General features: G+C 34.0%; 18 protein-coding genes. 9 read left to right on the top strand and 9 right to left on the bottom strand.

The genetic code is table 11. The features are described from left to right. The 6 genes from FQU21_RS13685 to FQU21_RS13660 all read right to left on the bottom strand — a co-directional run bounded on the left by FQU21_RS13685 (position 1) and on the right by FQU21_RS13660 (position 6,176). Positions 1 to 888 carry a DUF6268 family outer membrane beta-barrel protein gene (locus FQU21_RS13685; protein ID WP_147678575.1) on the bottom strand — a complete coding sequence of 296 codons (888 nt, stop codon included), beginning with the start codon at positions 886 to 888 and terminating at the stop codon, positions 1 to 3. A gap of 17 nt (positions 889 to 905) precedes the next feature. Next, on the bottom strand, positions 906 to 1,805 hold the full coding sequence (locus FQU21_RS13680; protein ID WP_147678574.1) for a mechanosensitive ion channel family protein: 900 nt from the start codon (positions 1,803 to 1,805) through the stop codon (positions 906 to 908). A 1-nt stretch (position 1,806) separates the two neighbouring features. Beyond that, the gene (locus FQU21_RS13675) at positions 1,807 to 3,120 is read right to left on the bottom strand and encodes an ABC transporter permease (RefSeq protein WP_147678573.1); all 1,314 of its coding nucleotides are present in this window, start codon (positions 3,118 to 3,120) and stop codon (positions 1,807 to 1,809) included. A gap of 5 nt (positions 3,121 to 3,125) precedes the next feature. Beyond that, entirely contained in the window at positions 3,126 to 4,052 is a 927-nt protein-coding gene (locus tag FQU21_RS13670; protein ID WP_147678572.1) for an ABC transporter ATP-binding protein, read from the bottom strand. A 390-nt stretch (positions 4,053 to 4,442) separates the two neighbouring features. Then, positions 4,443 to 5,573 (bottom strand): molecular chaperone DnaJ, encoded by a 1,131-nt coding sequence (gene dnaJ / locus FQU21_RS13665; protein ID WP_147678571.1) that lies wholly within the window; start codon positions 5,571 to 5,573, stop codon positions 4,443 to 4,445. A 54-nt stretch (positions 5,574 to 5,627) separates the two neighbouring features. Continuing rightward, positions 5,628 to 6,176: a nucleotide exchange factor GrpE gene (locus tag FQU21_RS13660; protein WP_147678570.1), complete on the bottom strand. Its 549-nt coding sequence runs from the start codon at positions 6,174 to 6,176 to the stop codon at positions 5,628 to 5,630. Between the two features lie 156 nt (positions 6,177 to 6,332). Here FQU21_RS13660 and FQU21_RS13655 point away from each other — a divergent pair, with 156 nt between their 5' ends. Further along, positions 6,333 to 6,992, top strand: coding sequence for a YceI family protein (locus FQU21_RS13655; RefSeq protein WP_147678569.1), 660 nt, complete (start codon positions 6,333 to 6,335; stop codon positions 6,990 to 6,992). 77 nt (positions 6,993 to 7,069) lie between these two features. On the opposite strand, the gene FQU21_RS13650 is transcribed toward FQU21_RS13655, so the two are convergent. Together FQU21_RS13650 and mnmD are read right to left on the bottom strand one after the other, a co-directional pair. Next, positions 7,070 to 7,978, bottom strand: coding sequence for a TIGR01777 family oxidoreductase (locus FQU21_RS13650; RefSeq protein WP_147678568.1), 909 nt, complete (start codon positions 7,976 to 7,978; stop codon positions 7,070 to 7,072). 115 nt (positions 7,979 to 8,093) lie between these two features. Further along, positions 8,094 to 8,777, bottom strand: a complete 684-nt coding sequence (gene mnmD / locus FQU21_RS13645) for a tRNA (5-methylaminomethyl-2-thiouridine)(34)-methyltransferase MnmC2 (protein WP_147678567.1) — start codon at positions 8,775 to 8,777, stop codon at positions 8,094 to 8,096. Between the two features lie 232 nt (positions 8,778 to 9,009). On the opposite strand from mnmD, the gene FQU21_RS13640 reads away from it, so the two are divergent. After that, positions 9,010 to 10,077 carry a branched-chain amino acid aminotransferase gene (locus FQU21_RS13640; RefSeq protein ID WP_147678566.1) on the top strand — a complete coding sequence of 356 codons (1,068 nt, stop codon included), beginning with the start codon at positions 9,010 to 9,012 and terminating at the stop codon, positions 10,075 to 10,077. Positions 10,078 to 10,149: 72 nt separating this feature from the next. Here FQU21_RS13640 and FQU21_RS13635 read toward each other — a convergent pair whose 3' ends face one another. Next, the gene (locus FQU21_RS13635; protein WP_147678565.1) at positions 10,150 to 10,536 is read right to left on the bottom strand and encodes a pyrophosphohydrolase domain-containing protein; all 387 of its coding nucleotides are present in this window, start codon (positions 10,534 to 10,536) and stop codon (positions 10,150 to 10,152) included. A gap of 77 nt (positions 10,537 to 10,613) precedes the next feature. Between FQU21_RS13635 and FQU21_RS13630 the strand changes: the two genes are divergently transcribed. From FQU21_RS13630 to FQU21_RS13600, 7 genes are all read left to right on the top strand, one after another. Beyond that, positions 10,614 to 10,799 (top strand): hypothetical protein, encoded by a 186-nt coding sequence (locus tag FQU21_RS13630; protein WP_147678564.1) that lies wholly within the window; start codon positions 10,614 to 10,616, stop codon positions 10,797 to 10,799. A 555-nt stretch (positions 10,800 to 11,354) separates the two neighbouring features. Next, entirely contained in the window at positions 11,355 to 12,404 is a 1,050-nt protein-coding gene (locus FQU21_RS13625; RefSeq protein ID WP_147678563.1) for an SRPBCC family protein, read from the top strand. 201 nt (positions 12,405 to 12,605) lie between these two features. Further along, positions 12,606 to 13,376 (top strand): O-methyltransferase, encoded by a 771-nt coding sequence (locus tag FQU21_RS13620; RefSeq protein WP_147678562.1) that lies wholly within the window; start codon positions 12,606 to 12,608, stop codon positions 13,374 to 13,376. A 72-nt stretch (positions 13,377 to 13,448) separates the two neighbouring features. Continuing rightward, positions 13,449 to 14,021 (top strand): cob(I)yrinic acid a,c-diamide adenosyltransferase, encoded by a 573-nt coding sequence (locus FQU21_RS13615; RefSeq protein WP_147678561.1) that lies wholly within the window; start codon positions 13,449 to 13,451, stop codon positions 14,019 to 14,021. Between the two features lie 327 nt (positions 14,022 to 14,348). After that, positions 14,349 to 14,570: a DUF2795 domain-containing protein gene (locus FQU21_RS13610; protein WP_019387375.1), complete on the top strand. Its 222-nt coding sequence runs from the start codon at positions 14,349 to 14,351 to the stop codon at positions 14,568 to 14,570. Between the two features lie 197 nt (positions 14,571 to 14,767). Then, on the top strand, positions 14,768 to 18,124 hold the full coding sequence (secA, locus tag FQU21_RS13605; protein WP_147678560.1) for a preprotein translocase subunit SecA: 3,357 nt from the start codon (positions 14,768 to 14,770) through the stop codon (positions 18,122 to 18,124). Between the two features lie 369 nt (positions 18,125 to 18,493). Continuing rightward, positions 18,494 to 20,365 (top strand): B12-binding domain-containing radical SAM protein, encoded by a 1,872-nt coding sequence (locus FQU21_RS13600; protein WP_147678559.1) that lies wholly within the window; start codon positions 18,494 to 18,496, stop codon positions 20,363 to 20,365. Positions 20,366 to 20,522 lie beyond the last annotated feature (157 nt).

Genomic DNA, 20,522 nt, shown 5'->3' with positions numbered 1-20,522 from the left:
TTATATTTTAAATTTTAGTCCACTTCTTAAATAGAACGCATTAATATCGTCTAATTTAAAAATTTCATCTCTATTTTTATCCCTTATCACATTATTTAATCGCACGGTATGTCCTGTGTAAAGATAAGCGACTAAATGTTTGGTAAAACAATATTCGTAGCCAAGCCCACTAACAGCAACCGATAGCGAAATATGATCGGCTGTTTTTCCCTTTATAACCAATGGTTTTTGAAGATGCGCCAAATACCCATCAAGCCCAGTAAACACTTGAATATTATTTTTTTCGTTGAAAATATACTTTATATTCGATTTTGGAATTCCAGCCGTATACGTCCAATGGGCGTCAATTTTCCTGAAATAACTAATAAAAGGTAACGGAAAAGGTAATCCTGTGGTGGCGTTATAAGTTAAACCTAAAATTAATCGGCTATCGCGTTTTATATTTTCATCGGCTTTTTTTCTGTTTACAAAAAACACACCGCCATTCATAAAAAAATCTTCAGAACTTAAAGAGTGTGTCAAGGTGGATGCAATTCTGGGACTAAACTTAACTCCAAAACGCCATTTTTTATTCCACTTAAAGGTATAAGCAAAATTTAAATCGATAACATGAATTTTATTTAAACTTGAGGTTTCAAAATCATAATCATCTTCTAAATTTAATAGAATACGATTGTACTCGCCTCCCACGATAAAATAAGCATCCTTTTTAAGTTTAATTGGATAATTTATAAGCGCTTTTAATCTGGTGTATTGATCTTCTGATTTACTTTTAGGAATAAAAGAATATTCTAAACGCGCCAAATCTGTTAATTGTGCATTCGCAAATTGAAAACTTACAATAAACACTAAAATTAACGCCGTTTTAAATTCCTGTTTTTTAATCAAAACCTATCAAATATCTATTATTTTTTGATATGAATATCTCTTTGCGGGAAAGGGATTGAAATGTTATTTTCTCGAAATAACCTATCTATTTCAAATCGGATATCACTTTTCGGAATGGCACTTTGAAAACTATCATTTAAAGTAAAAACCACTTTAAACTCTAAAGCACTATCTCCAAAATTTAAAAAGTAAACCAGCGGAGCGGGGTATTTCATAACCAACGGATGACTTGTAGCGGCTTGTAAAAGTAATTCTTTAACCAATTGTACGTCGCTTCCATAAGCAACACCAATCTCGACTCCTTCTCGGGTTGTTGAACCATTTTGAGTCCAATTGTACAAACTATTTGCTAAATACAAATGGTTGGGTATTATTAAAACCCTATTATCGATAGTTACGGCTCTAGTGGTACGAAGTTTAATTTCTTCAACTCGCCCCACTTTACCTTCAATTTCAATAATATCGCCAACATGAACCGATTGGTCTATTAATATAAAAATTCCAGAAATAATATCCTGAAACAAGGTTTGCAGCGCCAACCCCACACCAATTAATAAAGCTGCCGAAGCCGCAAACACGGCAGTAACATTAATGCCTATAGAATCTAGCGCCACCAACAAAACGATTAAATAAATTAACCATCTTGCAAATGAAAAAACCGTAATAAACTTGGCTTTATCCTCTTTAGGTAATTTACGGGTTAATAAATTACGTGCAAAACGTAAAAAATACGTAGTCGTTATTAAAATGATGATAACAGCAAGAATAGATTTAACCTTTAATACGCCGGTTTCTACCCCACTTCCATCGGTAATGGTGTACGTATAAACGTTATAATTAAGAAACCCCATAAACTGCTCCCATAGGGAACTTTGTTCTAGCGTATCTTCTAATTTATCTATAACCTTGTCTTGCATTTTAATACTTCATCCATTTAATTAACGCTTTGTAAGTTGGCTTTTTGCCGTACATTAAAATACCTACACGGTAAATTTTTGCAGCAAACCAAACCGTAAGTATAAAGGTACCTACTAAAATTGAGAACGACAACACTTGTTGCCAAATAGGTACACCAAAAGGAATACGCATAAGCATTACCACAGGCGATGTTAATGGTATAAACGAAAAAACAGTTGAAATAGTACCGTGTGGATCTTCTACCACTGTAAATATACCAATATAAACTGCTAAAACTAACGGCATTATTACCGGCATCATAAATTGTTGGGTATCGGTTTCGTTATCTACTGCAGCACCAATAGCTGCGTAAAACGAGCTGTATAATAAATAACCACCAATAAAAAACAAGATAAAAGCCACCACCAAATTAAATAACGGGAGGTTGTAAAATGCGGTTAACACATCTTGAATTTTCATATTTAATTCGGGATTTTCCATAGCTTGCCTTACCACTTGTTGGTGTGGCGTTTGTACTTGTGCTAAATCTATCCCAAAAACAGCCGATACAATTAACATTAATACAAAACCTAAAATAGTCCAAATTAAAAATTGTGTAATTCCAGCCAAAGATGTTCCGAAAATTTTTCCCAACATAAGTTGTACTGGTTTTACTGAAGAAATAATAACTTCTATAATTCTACTGGTTTTTTCCTCAATAACACTTCGCATAATCATGTTACCATAAATAATGATAAACATAAAAAGTAAATACCCCAACGCCCCACCAAAAGCAATTTTAATGACACTATCAATTTTTGATGTTTTTTCGCCATCGAAACTTTCTTGGGCTATTTCTACTGGAATTTTAGAAGCATTAATCATATCCAAATCCACGCCATTTTTAAGAAGCGTCATATTTGTCAACTTAGATTCTATTTGAGTTTCTAAGTCTGAAATGGTATTTATAGACGGTGATTCTTCAGAATAAAACGTGATATGTTTGGCTATTGTTTTTACATCGTTCATTTTATCGATGTGCAATAAACCATACGCCTCTGTTTCTTTAGATAAAGCCTTAGCGTCCTTTAAAGACATCTGTTCTAAAACATGATAGACTGTATGGCCCGTATCTTTAAAAATATTTTTTACTAAACCAGATTCGTCTAGCACCGAAATAACTCGTATTTTATCGTTATTTAACTGGGTTAAATAAGCAACAACACCAATAAGCACTACAAAAATAATAGGGCTTAAAAAGGTCATAATTATAAACGATTTATTTCTAACTTTATTAAGATATTCTCGTTTTATAATAAGTGGTAAATGATTCATAAAAATTAATTATTCTTTACAGTTTGAATAAAAATATCGTTAACACTTGGTATTAATTCTACAAAATGAGAGAGCTCGCCTTTACTTGCTAAAAAGCCTAGTAAATCGTTTGATTTTTCGTTATCTTGAAGTTTAATATTTAATTTTAACTCGTTTTCTAAGGTTTTAAAGGTAGCATTGGAAACGTTAAATTTTTGAGCTAACTCTTGTCTTAATTCTGGTTGATTATTTGATCGAATTCCTACTTCGTAAGTATTGGATTTAAACTGTCGTTTTACATCAACCAGTTTACCTTCCAATATTTTATTCGATTTATTAATTAAAGCGATATCATCGCATAATTCTTCTACCGATTCCATTCTATGTGTTGAAAAAATAATAGTTGCCCCTTGATTTCTTAAATGTAAAATTTCATCTTTAATGATATCGGCATTTATAGGATCGAAACCAGAGAAAGGTTCATCGAAAATAAGTAGTTTAGGTTCGTGTAAAACCGTAACCACAAACTGAACTTTTTGTGCCATACCTTTTGAAAGCTCTTGAACTTTTTTATTCCACCAATCACCAATATCCAACCGGTCGAACCAATATTTTAATCGTGCTTTAGCTTCGGTTTTACTTAAGCCTTTAAGTTGTGCTAAATAAAGTGCCTGCTCGCCTACTTTCATGGTTTTATATAAACCGCGTTCTTCGGGTAAATATCCAATATCTTTAATGTGTTTTCCCTGCAAGGCTTCTCCGTCTAAAAAAACCGTTCCAGAATCGGGCATCGTAATTTGATTAATTATACGTATTAAGGTGGTTTTCCCTGCACCGTTTGGACCTAAAAGCCCAAAAATACTCCCTTTTGGAACCGAAAGTGAGACTTTGTTTAATGCTGTAAAGTTGTCGAAATTTTTAGAAACTTCATTAACTTCTAATAAATTACTCATTAATATTATAGTTGACTTGTTTGCCGTAAAGGTATTAAATGTTTATGGGAGTGCTTATGTGGTTTTAAGAATAATTAACGATGTGCGCTTTTAAACATATCTCGTTGTTTTTGCGTATTTGTTTATATGAATAAAAAAAGTGAGGGTTCTAAAAACAAAACCCACCCTTAAAAAAACGATTTAAGGATGGGAAAAAAAATTGCTATGAAAAAGAAAAATTATCATTAAACTTCATTAATGATTCTTCAAATATAACTTTTTATTGATAATTATCAATAAAATTGCATCAATTATTCCTGTTTAAACAAAAAAACCCACTAAAAATAGTGGATTTTTTATTTCGAATTCAATTTTACATTCTTTGTCCTATCAAAAAAAACACAACATTTTTTAAGAAAACATATCTTTTACTTTCTCAAAAAAAGATTTATCAGATTTTTCTGGTTTTGGAGAAAAATGATCATCACTTTTCATGGCTTCAAAAAACTCTCTTTGCTGTTTGTTTAATGTTTTTGGTGTCCATACATTAACATGTACTAATAAGTCTCCTGTTCCATAACCGTTAATACTTGGAATCCCTTTTCCGCGTAAGCGTAATATTTTTCCAGATTGCACACCGGCTTCTACTTTAATACGTACTTTACCCGTTACGGTATCTATTTCTTGCGATGTACCAAGTACAGCATCTGGCAAACTAATGTACATATCGTAATGTAAATTATCACCTTCACGTTGCAAGGTTTCATGCTCTGCCTCTTCAATAGCCACTAATAAATCTCCCGAGACACCATTTCCAGGAGCTTCGTTTCCTTTTCCAGACACTTTAAGTTGCATACCATCTACAACACCTGCAGGAATTTTAATGCTCACTGTTTCTTCCGATACTTTTAATCCTTGTGCATCGGCATCGGCTGGTTTTTTATCAATAATTTGACCAGATCCACCGCAAACATTACAAGGTGAAGAAGTTTGCATTCTACCCAAAATAGTATTCGCAATACGGGTTACTTGTCCGCTACCATTACAAGTAGAACAAGTTTTATAAGTAGTACCTGGCGCCTGTATTTTTCGTTTTACTTTTATTTTCTTTTCTACGCCGTTAGCAATTTCTTCTAATGTTAATTTTACACGAATACGTAGGTTACTGCCTTTAACACGACGTTGGCCGCCGCCACCGCCAAAACCAGAAAAACCACCACCAAAGCCGCCGCCACCGCCGCCGAAAATATCACCAAACTGACTGAATATGTCGTCCATATTCATGCCACCGCCGCCAAAGCCGCCACCGCCGCCATTCTCGAAGGCTTGATGTCCAAATTGATCGTAACGTGCTTTTTTATTTTCGTCGCTTAAAACTTCATACGCTTCGGCTGCTTCTTTAAACTTACCTTCAGCACTTTTATCATCTGGATTTTTATCTGGATGAAATTCAATTGCTTTTTTTCGATACGCTTTTTTTATTTCTGCTGCCGACGCTCCTTTGCTAATGCCTAATATTTCGTAATAATCTCTCTTTGCCATTGCTGTGTGAACTTTTCCGAAAAGGAAAAATCTGTTTTAGTTAATAATACGTTCTTATTGTCCGATAACCACTTTTGGAAAACGAATTACTTTTTCGCCAAGTTTGTATCCTTTTTCAACCACATCAATAATTTTTCCTTTTAAATCATCGGTTGGTGCAGGAATTTGAGTTATAGCCTCATGATTATCAGCATTAAAGACTTCGCCTTTTTCTACTACAATAGCTTTTAAGCCTTTTTGATCTAAGGTGTTTACCAATTTTTGATAAATTAAAAGCACTCCTTTTCTTAATTCTTCTGCTTCTTTATCCTCTTCAATATGGCTTAAAGCACGTTCAAAATCATCAAGAACAGGTAATAAGGTTTTCATAACATCCTCGCTTGCTGTTGCAAACAATTCAATACGTTCTCTTGATGTTCTTTTTTTATAGTTTTCAAATTCTGCAAACAGACGTAAAAACTTGTCTTTTTCCTGCTTTACTTCTTCTTGTAATTTTTCTTCAACCGTCTGTTCCTCAACCTCTTGTTCCTCAACGACTACGTTTTCAACCTGATTTTCTTCAACTTGCTCGTTTTCTTTATCCTTTTTATCTTTATTACTCATTGTAATTTCGGTTTTGCAATTCTTAAAATTAGTTGGCAAAAGTACTGCCAATATTATTAAAATGCCATAATGTCACTAAATTATTTTATTGTAAATTCTTTACATTAAAATTCGTTTTGTGTAATTTTACCCACTAAACTATTAAACCATTTAACAATGAAAAAGAAATTTGTTAGTATTTTATTTATTAGTGTATTAAGTCTTTCTGTTTTTAACTGTAAAAACAAAGCTAAAGAAGCAACGACAACTGAAGCTGAAACCCCTGTTGAAAATGAAGCTGAAAACATTGAAGTTTACCCCGTAGATCTTGCGGCATCATCTATAGCTTGGACAGGTTTTAAACCTACAGGGTCGCACAATGGAACCATTAGTATAGAAGAAGGAATGCTTAATGTTTCTAACGGAAAAGTTGTTGGAGGATCGTTTATTATTGATATGAAATCTATTAAGGTTTTAGATATTCCTGCTGATGATAAAGCCCATGCTAAATTGTATAACCACCTAACAAATGCCGACTTTTTTGATGTTGAAAAATACCCGAATGCTATTTTTACAATTACCGAGGTTAAAGAAGTTGCTGGAAAAACTATGCTTTCTGGAAATTTAACACTTAAAGACGTTAAAAACAATGTTACTTTTCCTGTAACTATTGCAAACCAAGATGGAGCTACTACTATTACCAGTGAGGTTTTCTCTATCGATAGAACAAAATGGAACGTACAATACGGATCGAAATCTATTTTTGATAATTTAGGTGATAAATTTATTAACGACGATATTGAATTAAAAATAACTGTTAAAGCTGGAAAGTCTTAATTAGAGCATCTATTAAAAATAACATCCTAAAAAGGCAGTTCTTAATTTTAAGAGCTGCTTTTTTTTATACCTATCTCTTAAATAAGTAGGTCTGATAATGCGGGTTGCAAATGGTGAAATTTAAATTCGTATCCAGCATCTTCAATTTTTGTAGCGCTTACACGCTGACTTTCGAACAATAACACATGCATTTCTCCAAGCACTAACCTCATTACAAACTTTGGAATATTAGGCATAAAAAACGGGCGTTCCATTGTGGTGGCTATGGTTTTAATTAATTCGTAATTAGTGGTTGGATTTGGAGCAACCGCATTAAACACGCCTTCTAATTTTTCTAAAAAGACGAACATAAAAATCTGTGATAAATCTTCAATATGAATCCACGATTGCCATTGTTTTCCACTACCAAAAGCAGCCCCTAAACCCACTTTTACAGGTTTTATCATTTCGGATAATGCCCCGCCATTTTCGGCTAAAACTAAACCAATTCTAACTTTAGACACTTTAATATTTAATTCTGAAAATCGATCAACGGCTGTTTCCCAAGCACTCACAACTTGACTTAAAAACGAATTGGGGGTGTTATTTTCAAAATCCTCAGTATAATATTTGGTTAAAGAATCCGGATATAAACCAATAGCACTTGCCGATATGATTTGAGTAATATTATGTGGTATTTTTTTTAGACTATCGAAGAGTAACTGAAGACTATCTACTCGACTAGATAAAATTATTTTTTTATACGAGGTAGTCCATCGTTTTGAAATTGTAGCCCCAGCTAGATTAATAATAGCATCTACATTTTTAAAACACTCTAAATCGATTTCTTTCGTTTCAGGGTTCCAAAAAAAACCTTGATAATTTTTATTTTTCACAAGTTTAGATTTACTCGTGGTTAAAAAGTTAACTTGAATATTTTGTATGTGGCAGAGATTCACAATATTTTGTCCAACTAATCCCGTTGCCCCAGTAATTAAAACGCGCATATCTTTTTTTTTAAATTTACAAAAAAACTCCAGGCTTTTATTACTTTTTATAGAAGGTTTAACACACTATTTATTATAAAGTTTCCTTTTTTTTATTGAACATAAAAATTAATTTTTAAACTAATTTAGAGCCCCGCAACATCTCCCGTTTTCCAGGAGGCCCTTCTAAACGTTCTACGGTAAAACCAACAGCTTGCATAGCACGACGCACACTACCTTTTGCAGCATAAGTTACCAAAACCCCATTTGGCTTTAAGGCTTTATACATGCTTTTAAATATAGGTTCTGTCCATAATTCGGGTTGCACACGCGCGCCAAAAGCATCAAAATAAATGAGATTAAAAACAGCTTCATCTTCTATTTCTGCAAAAAACTTCTGCTGTTTTTCAATTGAAAAAAAGGTCGTTATTTCTTGTTTTCTATTCCAAGCCACTTCATGTAACCTCTTAAAAACAGACTCGTTTGCTTCTGCTTTTAACTCGTTTATATAATTTAACAAACGGATTTCTTCCGTGGAAACGGGATAAGCTTCTACGCCAACATAATCTATTTTTAAGTTTAACTTTTCAGCTTCTAAAAGGGTGATAAAAGCATTTAATCCGGTGCCAAAACCAATTTCTAATATAGAAAGAGCCTTATCAGACTTTATATTTTCAGAATAAAAATAGTGCAAACCATGTTTTATAAATACATGATAAGCTTCCTGTATAGCGCCGTGTTTAGAATGATATTGCTCGTCCCAATCTGGCAAATGAATGGTTGATGAACCATCGGCCGTTATGACAACTTCTCTTTTCAAAAATACTATTTTTAGAGAACTCTTACCGTTTTAAAAGAAAACGTTTCTAAGGTTCTATTATTTACACAATTGTCTTTTATTTAATTTTTGTAAGATAACACTTAAAAAGCATGAATAATTAGCAAGAAAAAGAACTTACCTTACTGAATGTTTCTATTTTAAACAATTTATGTAAATATACCTAAATTTTAAAAACGAATTTACTTAAATTTACCGTCTAAATTAAAAGAATATGAGTGCTATAATCAACAACGTCGAGATTATAAAAACAAAATCTACAAAAATTAACGATGTAGATTTTGATGATTTAAAGTTTGGAAGTGTTTTTTCAGACCACATGTTAGTGTGCAACTATGAAAATGGCAAGTGGCAAGCTCCAAAGGTAACCCCTTACGAACCTATCACTTTAGACCCATCGTCTAAGATTTTCCATTACGGACAATCTATTTTTGAGGGAATGAAAGCCTATAAAGATGTTGATGAAAAGGTCTGGTTATTTCGTCCGTTAGATAATTTTAAACGTTTAAATATTTCAGCAAAACGCTTAGCAATTCCAGAATTACCTGAAAATTATTTCATGGATGGTTTAAAAGCATTATTAGAAGTTGATAGCGATTGGATTCCTAAAAACGAAGGGAGTTCGTTATATATTCGTCCGTTTATTTTCGCTTCAGGAAATGGTTTTCATGCCTCGCCTGCCGATGCTTATAAATTTATAATTTGCACCGCACCATCTGGCGCTTATTTCTCTGGAAAGGTAAACGTTTTAATTGAAGAAAAATACTCACGCTCTGCTAACGGTGGGGTTGGTTTTGCAAAAGCTGGCGGTAATTATGCTGGGCAATTTTACCCAACACAATTAGCCATAGAAAAAGGCTACCAACAAGTTATTTGGACCGATGACAATACCCACGAATATATTGAAGAAGCTGGCGCTATGAATATTTTTGTACGTATTAACGACACCTTAATAACAGGCCCTACAAGCGATAGAATTCTGGATGGTATTACCCGTAAAAGCATTATTCAATTAGCTGAATCTGAAAATATACCAGTTGAAGTTAGAAAAATAACCGTTAAAGAAGTTATCGATTCTGCCAAAGACGGCTCGTTAAAAGAGATGTTTGGCGCAGGTACAGCTGCTGTAATTTCTCCAATTTCTGGTTTTGGATATAAAGATGAAGATTTTGATTTACCAGAATTAGAAGATACTTACGCAAGTTACTTAAAAAAGCGCATTACGGATATTCAAACGAATAAATCTGAAGATCCTTTTGGATGGCGTTACGCTGTGAAATAATTTTTCACCTTGAATTAAGATAAAAAAAAAGAGAGAATTCTAAAAATAGCTTTCTCTCTTTTTTGTATTCATCTATTTCTTTAAAATTTCAGCTATATTCGGTTTAAAATAGTTTGGTCCTTTTAATACTTTTCCGTCCTCTCGGTAAATAGGTTCTCCGCCCTCTCCTAATTTACTCATATTACTGCGTTGAATTTCATCAAAAACTGCTTCAATTTTATATTGCATACCATGTTCTATAATGGTGCCACATAATATATAAAGCATATCGCCCAAAGCATCGGCAACCTCAACCAAATCGTTATTATTTGCAGCCTCTAAATATTCTTCGTTTTCTTCTTTCATTAAATCGAAACGCAAGGTGTTTTTAGCGTTACCTAAATCTGCTTTTGGTGTTTCTCTATGACCTATTTTAAAGGCGGTATGAAAGGCTTTTACTGCTTCTATTTTATTTTTCATAAGATTTCTTTCTAATTTTTAATTTCTACGAAGATAGAAATCTAGCAACTATTAAGTAAATTTGCAAAAAAAACGATATGTTTAGTACAGAACAAAAAATTTTTGGAGCAGTATTCTTTATAGTATTTGCTATAATTATAGGCTTTATGTATCGAAAAGATTTAAAACTACACAAACAATTTTACAAAGGAAGTATTTGGGTTTTGTTTGCTTTTATTGCTTTTATTCTTTCTATTGCGGCTATTAAATTTTTCTTCAAATAGATTAAAGCAAACAATAAACAGATTTCATTGGTATTATTTATAGCTCTCACTTAGTCTAATTTATGGTCATTATACACCTTGGCAAAACATTAATTTTTCAGCAACATTATTTAAACCAAATAAGCTTGTTCCGCTGATTTATAAAAATTTATATGTTTTTTGACGCAACCTTTTTTCTAATAGTGTATCTATAAGATATGCTATTAAAATAAATCAATTATGAATCTATTAATCATTATCGGTGCGCTTATTTTATTTAACTTGCTACTTTTAGCTTTTAGTGTAAACAAAAAGACCGAACCTTGAATTAAAGATTCGGTCTTTTTGTTTTTATTAGTAATTTTTATATTTAGTTTACCTAAGGGAAATACTATAACTATTGCAGTAGAATAGCTTTTAAAAACCAAAAAATTATTTTTTCAACTTTTACATTCACTTTTTTTCCCTTAAAAAGCTTATTTCACCAACAAAAAAATAGTATACCTTATTAAAGTTAGTTTTGGAATTTTTAAATTGATTACCTTTGGGTAGATATTTTCTCACTAAAAAAACACCATGAAAGCTTTTAAGTATCTATTATTTCTTCTACTTATTATCATTATTGGGGCTTCTATCTATATAGAGGTACAGCCAAACACATATACCTTTTCACGAAGCCGAATTATTGCGGCTCCTACCCCAGTGATTTTCAATGAAGTTAACGATTACAAAAATTGGCCTCATTTTTCGCCATGGCTAGAACAAGAACCCGAAGTCCAACTTACTTACTTAGAAAAAACGAGTGATATTGGCGCTGGTTACGCTTGGAAGGGTACTATTTTAGGTGAAGGAAAGATGACCACTTTAGCCGTTTCTGAAAATAAATCGATTGCTCAAAAAATTAATTTTATTAAGCCTTTTGAAAGTGAATCTGATATTCACTGGACTTTTGAACCTCAAAATGATAGTACAAAAGTCACTTGGACTATGAGTGGAAAATTAGATTTTATGTCTAAAATGTACACCACCTTTTCTGCGCCTTTTGAAAAAACGGTTGGTCCCGATTTTGAACGCGGTTTATTTAAACTAGACAGTGTTTCCATGGCAAGCATGAAAGCCTACAGCATTAAAGTTATGGGAATTACCCAACACGGCGGTGGTTATTATTTATACAAAACAACCTCTTGTAAAATAAGCGAATTACCCAATAAAACACAAACCATGTTGCCAACAATAGCGGCATACGTATACAAAAACAACATTTCAACAAACGGGATACCTTTTGTTAATTATCACAAATGGGACGAGGAAAATAATGCCGTTATGTTTTCCTGTTGCATACCAACCACCGAGAAAATGATCTCGACTGAGAGTGATATTTTAACAGGGCAATTACCGCCATTTTCAGCAGTTAAAACCATATTAAAAGGAAACTACAGCTATCTAAATGAAGCCTGGGCAAAAGGCGCTAGCTATATTCAAGAAAACGGTTTAGAAACTTTAGAACAAGGCCCGACTATTGAAGTATACAGTAACTTAGAACGCAACTTACCAAATCCCGCAGATTGGATTACAGAAATATATATTGCCATACAACCACTAGAGGACTCATTTAAAATGAAATAATTTATATTGGTTTTTCTCGGAGGTTTACTCTGTTGAAACTTTACTTACTAAAATCATTTATTTTTAAAGGGAAAAGATTTCACTAGCTTTGCTTACCTGTCAGTTTTGCAACTAAATTTTTAGACTTATTTTAGCGAATATTTTCAACAAAAGGAAACCTTTAAAAACACAAACGGCACTCACCGAAAACCCTAAAAAAACGTGTATCAAATTATCCAATATTTTAAATTTCTTTTAAAATCAACTAACCAACACGGTGTGCACTCCCCTTTTGTTTACAATTTGGTTACTAAATGTTTTTATGATAAAACGAAATACAGCGATTATAAAACATTAAAAAACTACCGAAAAGCACTTTTAAATAATAAAAAGACTATAGCCGTAACCGATTTAGGCGCAGGTTCGCAAACCATGACACAGGAAAATCGCCAAATTTCACAAATGGCAAAAACTGCTGGATCGACCTATAAACGCACCAAACTTTTATACCGCCTTTCCCAGTATTTTAACCCTGAAACGGTTCTGGAATTAGGAACATCGTTAGGAATTTCTACATCGGCATTATCCTTAGGAAACCCCAATGCAAATATCACCACTATTGAAGGTTGCCCAAATATTTCGGAATTTACAAAACAGAATTTTGAAAAGTTTAACTTGAAAAACATCACTTTAAAAACAGGTGATTTTAATGATGAACTTAATCATTTTAAAACCAACACTTTCGATTTTGTTTTCTTTGATGGCAACCACCAAAAACAACCCACTTTACAATATTTTGAAACGCTAATAGAAACCGTACACAACAATTCTGTGTTTATATTTGACGACATTTATTGGTCTGAAGACATGAAAGCTGCTTGGGAACTTATAAAAAAACACCCAAAAGTAACCGTAACCATTGATACCTTTTTCTGGGGCTTTGTGTTTTTTAGAAAAGAACAGCCGAAAGAACATTTTAAAATACGAGTTTAAGTTTTAATTTGTACTCAAGTTTTGCTCCTATTTTTTTTATTTTAAACCATTAACTTTTAACTTGCGTAACTTATGAAAATCTATACTAAAACAGGAGATAACGGTACCACCGCATTATTTGGTGGCACTCGGGTACCCAAACACCATATCCGTATTGAAAGTTATGGCACCATCGATGAGTTAAACTCGCATTTAGGACTTATTCGCGACCAAGACATTCATGAAGATTACAAGGAATTGCTTACTGAAATTCAGCATAAATTATTCACCGTTGGGGCTATTTTGGCTACCGACCCTGAGAAAGCTGTTTTAAAAAATGGCAAAGACCGACTTAATATTGAGAAAATATCTACTCAAGATATTGAGCATTTAGAACAAGCCATGGATCAGATGAATGAAGCTTTACCCGAAATGACACACTTTGTATTGCCAGGCGGCCATCAAACCGTGTCATTTTGTCATATAGCACGCTGTGTGTGCCGTAGAGCGGAGCGTTTAGCCACGGCACTTAACGACATTGAGTCTTTTGAAGCCAATGCTTTGAAGTATTTAAACCGCCTTTCGGACTATCTTTTTGTATTGGCACGAAAGTTGTCTTTAGACCTGCAAGCAAATGAAATTAAATGGATTCCTGAAAAATATTAATTATTTTAAAGGAACTTTAAGCTAAAAAGCCTTATTTTAATTTGGAAGCGAAAACTGCGTTAGGGATTGAGGCATTGTTGAAGCTCTTTTTTGTTTTTCTCAAAAAAAGCGACTGCCGAAAGCCCGACCCTTGTGGTAACGCCAAAAAAAAAAAAAAAAAAAAACGGCAAACAAAATTGCTAGTAATATTAACAAAGCAATAATAAATTTCAACTGTTTAGAGTACAAAAAGATACGTTCTTAAAATTAATGATTAAATAATTCATTTTTTTCTTGTGTGTTTAAACTAAAAATTTATTTTTGCAAAAAAATTAAACGCATTAACACATGTATTGGACTTTAGAATTAGCATCTTATTTAAGTGATGCGCCTTGGCCAGCGACCAAAGACGAATTGATAGATTACGCCATTAGAACTGGTGCACCTTTAGAGGTTGTAGAAAATTTACAGTCGATTGAGGACGAAGGGGATTCGTACGATTCGATTGAAGAAATATGGTCGGATTATCCTACAGATGAAGATTATCTGTGGAATGAAGATGAATATTAAGAATATAGCATAAAGAATAGTTAAAAAGTCTCGGATTGAGGCTTTTTTTTTGTTCTAAAAGGTATCTTTGGCATTAATACAAGTAGGACTTACAGGTTGCGTTTATCTGTCCGAAAAAGAGCTTGTATTAATACTTTAATTTAACCGAATAACACCTAGGATTGTCCTAGAAAACATATTTATATAAAATTAAAAACATGACATTTTTAGATTCTATACTAAAACTATTTGTTGGCGATAAATCGAAACAAGATGTAAAAGCCATTACACCTATTGTTAAACAAATTACTACATACGAGGCCGCTTTAGAAGCATTATCGCACGACCAATTAAGAGCTAAAACAGCCGAATTTAAAGCTAAAATTGCCGAAGCTACTCAAGCTACCAACGATAACATTGCCAGCTTAACTAACGAAGCCGAATCTACAGACGATATTGACCGCCGTGAGGATATTTACCAAGAAATTGATAAATTAAAAGACGACGCTTACAAAATTACAGAAGATGTTTTAAACACTATTTTACCAGAAGCTTTTGCTGTGGTAAAAGAAACCGCAAAACGTTTTGCAAACAATACTGAAATAAAAGTTACGGCTAACGAGTTCGATAGATCTATTTCTGCCAATAAAGGCTATGTTACCTTAGAAGGCGATCAAGCTACTTGGGCAAACTCTTGGGATGCTGCTGGAAAACCCATTACTTGGGATATGGTGCATTACGATGTACAACTTATTGGTGGTATTGCCATGCACCAAGGTAAAATTGCAGAAATGCAAACAGGTGAAGGTAAAACCCTTGTGGCAACCCTACCAGTTTACTTAAATGCCCTTGCTGGTAAAGGCGTGCATTTAGTAACGGTTAACGACTATTTAGCAAAACGTGATAGCGCGTGGATGGCTCCAATTTTCGAATTCCATGGCTTAAGCGTATCCTGTATAGACTACTTTAAACCTAACTCGCCAGAACGTAAAGAAGCTTATAATGCCGATATTACTTATGGTACAAATAACGAATTTGGTTTCGATTATTTACGTGATAACATGGCACATTCGCCAGACGATTTAGTGCAACGCCCACACCACTACGCCATTGTGGATGAGGTGGATTCGGTTTTAGTAGATGATGCCCGTACACCTTTAATTATTTCTGGTCCTATACCTCAAGGTGAGCACCATGAATTTACAGTGCTTAAACCAAAAGTTGACGATATTGTATCGGTACAACGTAAATATTTAACGGGTGTTTTGGCCGAGGCTAAAAAACTAATTAAAGATGGAGACACTAAAGAAGGTGGTTTAAAACTGTTACGTGTGTACCGTGGTATTCCTAAAAACAAAGCCTTAATCAAGTTTTTATCTGAAGAAGGTGTAAAACAACTGCTTCAAAAAACGGAAAACTATTACATGCAAGACAACAACCGCGAAATGCCAAAGGTTGATGAAGAACTTTACTATGTAATTGAAGAAAAAAACAATCAAGTTGAATTAACAGATAAAGGCGTAGAATATATTTCTGGAAAGGATAATCCAGATTTTTTCATCTTACCAGAAATTGGACTTGAAATTGCAAAAATTGAAAAACAAGGCCTTTCTAAAGAAGAAGAAGCTGAGAAAAAAGAAGACCTTTATAAAGATTTCGGTGTGAAATCTGAACGTATCCATACTTTAAATCAGCTTTTAAAAGCCTATGCTTTATTTGAAAAAGACACCCAATACGTGGTGATGGAAAATAAAGTGATGATTGTAGACGAGCAAACAGGTCGTATTATGGATGGCCGTCGTTACTCTGATGGATTACACCAAGCCATTGAAGCCAAAGAAAATGTAAAAATTGAAGATGCCACTCAAACTTTTGCAACCGTAACATTACAAAATTACTTTAGAATGTACCGTAAACTATCTGGTATGACGGGTACTGCGGTTACAGAAGCTGGTGAGTTTTGGGAAATTTATAAATTAGATGTTGTTGAAATTCCTACCAATCGCCCGATTGCTCGTGATGATAAAGAAGATTTAGTTTACAAAACCAAACGCGAAAAATACAATGCCGTTATTGATGATGTTACTAAATTATCCGAAGCTGGACGCCCAGTTTTAATTGGTACTACATCGGTAGAAATTTCGGAATTATTAGGAAAAATGCTTAGCATTCGAAAAATTCCACACAATGTATTAAACGCCAAACAACACAAAAAAGAAGCTGAAATTGTAGATCAAGCTGGTAAATCTGGACAAGTAACCATTGCAACCAATATGGCTGGTCGTGGTACCGATATTAAATTATCTGCCGAAGTTAAAGCTGCGGGTGGTTTAGCCATTGTGGGTACAGAACGTCATGATTCACGCCGTGTAGACAGACAGTTACGTGGTCGTGCTGGTCGTCAAGGAGATCCAGGAAGTTCTCAGTTTTACGTATCGCTAGAAGATAATTTAATGCGATTATTTGGTAGTGAACGTATTGCCAAAATGATGGATAAAATGGGATTACAAGAAGGTGAAGTGATTCAGCATTCTATGATTTCGAAATCTATTGAGCGTGCACAGAAAAAAGTGGAAGAAAACCAATTTGGTGTTCGTAAGCGTTTATTAGAATATGATGATGTTATGAACGCCCAACGTGAGGTGGTTTACAAACGTCGTCACCATGCCCTTTTCGGAGAGCGTTTACGTGTAGATTTAGCTAACATGATTTTCGATACTTCGGAAGGCATTACGGAAACTAACAAAGGTGCAAACGATTACAAAAACTTTGAATTCGAATTAATTCGTTATTTCTCAATGAGTTCTCCGGTAACGGAAGCGGAATTCGGAAAACTTTCGGCCCAAGATATTACGGGTAAAATTTACAAAGCAGCATTCGAGAATTACAAAGAAAAAATGACACGTAATGCAGACATTGCATTCCCTGTTATTAAAAATGTATATGAAACACAACGTGATAAATTTAAACGTATCGTTGTTCCATTTACCGATGGTATTAAAACGTTAAATGTAGTTACCGATCTTGAAAAAGCTTACGAAACTCAAGGAAAACAATTAATTACCGATTTTGAAAAGAATATTACTTTAGCCATTATTGATGATGCTTGGAAAACGCATTTACGTAAAATGGACGAATTAAAACAATCGGTTCAATTGGCAGTTCACGAACAAAAAGATCCTTTACTAATCTATAAGTTTGAAGCTTTCGAATTGTTTAAAGCCATGATTGATGAAGTGAATAAAGATGTAATTTCATTCTTATTCAAGGGAGAATTACCTCAAGAAACTCAAGATACTATTCAAGAAGCGCGTGAACGTAAACAAGAACAATTAAAAACGCAAAAGGACGAAATTCCTAATTTGGACGAACGTTCTGCACAAAGTAGAGCTGCCGGAAATACGCAACCGCAACAACAGCAAGTTACGGAAACGATAGTACGCGATCAGCCAAAAATTGGACGTAACGATCGTGTTACTATTAAAAACGTCATGAACGGTGAAAACAAAACGGTTAAATACAAACAAGCCGAACCCCTTTTAGCTAAAGGCGAATGGGTTTTAGTTGAAGATTAAAACTTAATATATAATTTCGCTACTGCGAAATAACAAAAAATCCCGATAGTTTCTATTGGGATTTTTTTGTTTCAGATTATAAAAAAACTAATTTATAACGAAATCCTCTAGAGAACAAGCTTAAAAAGTACGCTGTTTTGTTTACACCTCACCGCTAAGTATTTTTTACCGCATTAGTATAAGCTTATTATAATCTATCTATTAGATTAAAACCAATCTCATTTATAATTCCGTAAAGAACCGCTTTATCAAGTATAACAAGCCTTTTCAAATCATCTTTTTTTTAAGAAACGGCATTTAACCACGAACCAACATTTATAAAACACAAGATTTTAATTCCATTATTTTAAAGAAGTCTATATTTGCAGCATGCAACCCAAAGTCCTCTTTATAACACCACCGTTCACGCAGTTAAACACAGCATATCCAGCAACCGCTTATTTAAAGGGGTTTCTGGAAATACACAATATAGCTGTTCCACATTGCGATTTAAGCATCGAGCTGTTTACCTCTGTTTTTTCGAGCACCTTTTTACAGGAGATGTTCGAGGAGGCACAAGCCTTGGAGAATAACCATTACCCAGAAGTGAGCAACATGAAAGCACAGTATATTGCTTGCGTAGATATTGTTATTGCTTTTCTACAAAAACACGATATATCAACGGCAAAACACATATTAAAAACAGATTTTTTACCCGCTGGGCATCGCTTAAAACATGTTAATACAGAAATTAAATGGGCCGCTGGCGACATCGGAATCATCGATAAAGCCAAACATTATGCCACCCTTTTTATCGAAGAAATAGGCGATTTTATTCAAGCCAATGTCGACGAGTTTTTTGCATTCACCAAATACGCCGAGCAAATAGCAACCTCAGCAAGTAGCTTCGACCAAATAGATGAATTCCTAAGCTACCAACCTACCCTTATCGAAGAAAAAATGCTCGATATTTTAGTAGCACAAATAGAATATCACCAACCAAAACTGGTATGTTTTACCATTCCTTTTCCAGGAAATTTATTTGCTGCCCTACGCTGTTCACAATTTATAAAACAGCTTTTTCCAGATATCCATGTGGCTTTTGGTGGAGGTTATTGCAACACCGAATTACGTGCTCTCGAAGATCCAAGAATTTTCGAATTTATAGATTTTATTTCTTTAGATGATGGCGAAGGTCCGCTACTAAAAATAGTAAATTATCTCGAAGGTAAAGTCGATATAAACCAACTGGAACGCACCTTTGTTTTAGAAAACAATCAAGTAGTTTACAAAAACAAAATCCCCAACACCATTTACCACCACCGCAACTTGCCGGCACCAAATTACTCAGGTTTACCCTATCACAAATACGTGTCGTTTCTAGATGTGGTAAACCCCATGCACCGCATGTGGACTGATGCCCGATGGAACAAACTCACTATTTCGCACGGCTGCTATTGGAAACAATGCTCCTTTTGCGATGTTAACCTCGATTATATTGGCAATTACCAAAACACCACCGCAGACGATTTAGTAAATAAAATTGAAAAAATAATTAAAGACACCGGCATTACGGGCTTTCATTTTGTTGACGAAGCCGCACCACCAAAAATGCTACGCGCCCTATCCAATACGTTAATAGAACGTAACATAAACATCACATGGTGGACCAACATTCGGTTCGAAAAAACATTCGATTTCGAACTATGCCAACTCATGGCAAAATCGGGATGCATAGCAGTAACTGGCGGTTTGGAAGTTGCCTCGGACCGCTTATTATCTAAAATGAAAAAAGGTGTCGATATCGCTCAAGTTACCCGAGTTACTCATCATTTCTCGCAAAATAACATCATGGTTCACGCTTACCTCATGTATGGTTTCCCAACAGAAACCGAACAAGAAACTATAGATTCACTCGAAATTGTGCGTCAACTATTCCAAAAAAACTGTATTCAATCTGCTTTTTGGCATCAGTTTACAACCACAATTCATAGCCCAATTGGAAAAAACCCCGAAGCTTTTGGTATTGAAATAACAGGTCCAGAATTCGAAGGTTTCGCTCAAAACGATTTATACCATAAAGATCCCCAAGGCGCCAATCATCCAAAATATACCAAAGGGCTAAACCTTGCTTTACACAACTATTTAAACAATGCCGGATTTGATGTCCCCTTACAAAAATGGTTCAATTTTCCAGTTGTCCCAACCACACATCCTAAAAATTTAATCGAAAGTTTTTTATCAGAAATCGCCGTAAAATAATTTGGGTGTAACAAGTTTGATATGCTGAATTCTATACTATATTAAAGAACTATAAAACATAAATACTAACATTAGTCGTGGGTACAATTCCTAAATATTAATCCTAGAAGCAAACTAAAACTTTTCAAAAAAAAATCGATAACTTCGTTTTAACTAT

Source organism: Algibacter pacificus (genome assembly GCF_008033385.1).
GTDB classification, from domain to species: Bacteria; Bacteroidota; Bacteroidia; order Flavobacteriales; family Flavobacteriaceae; genus Algibacter; species Algibacter pacificus.
This window is presented reverse-complemented; position numbering and strand designations above follow the sequence as displayed.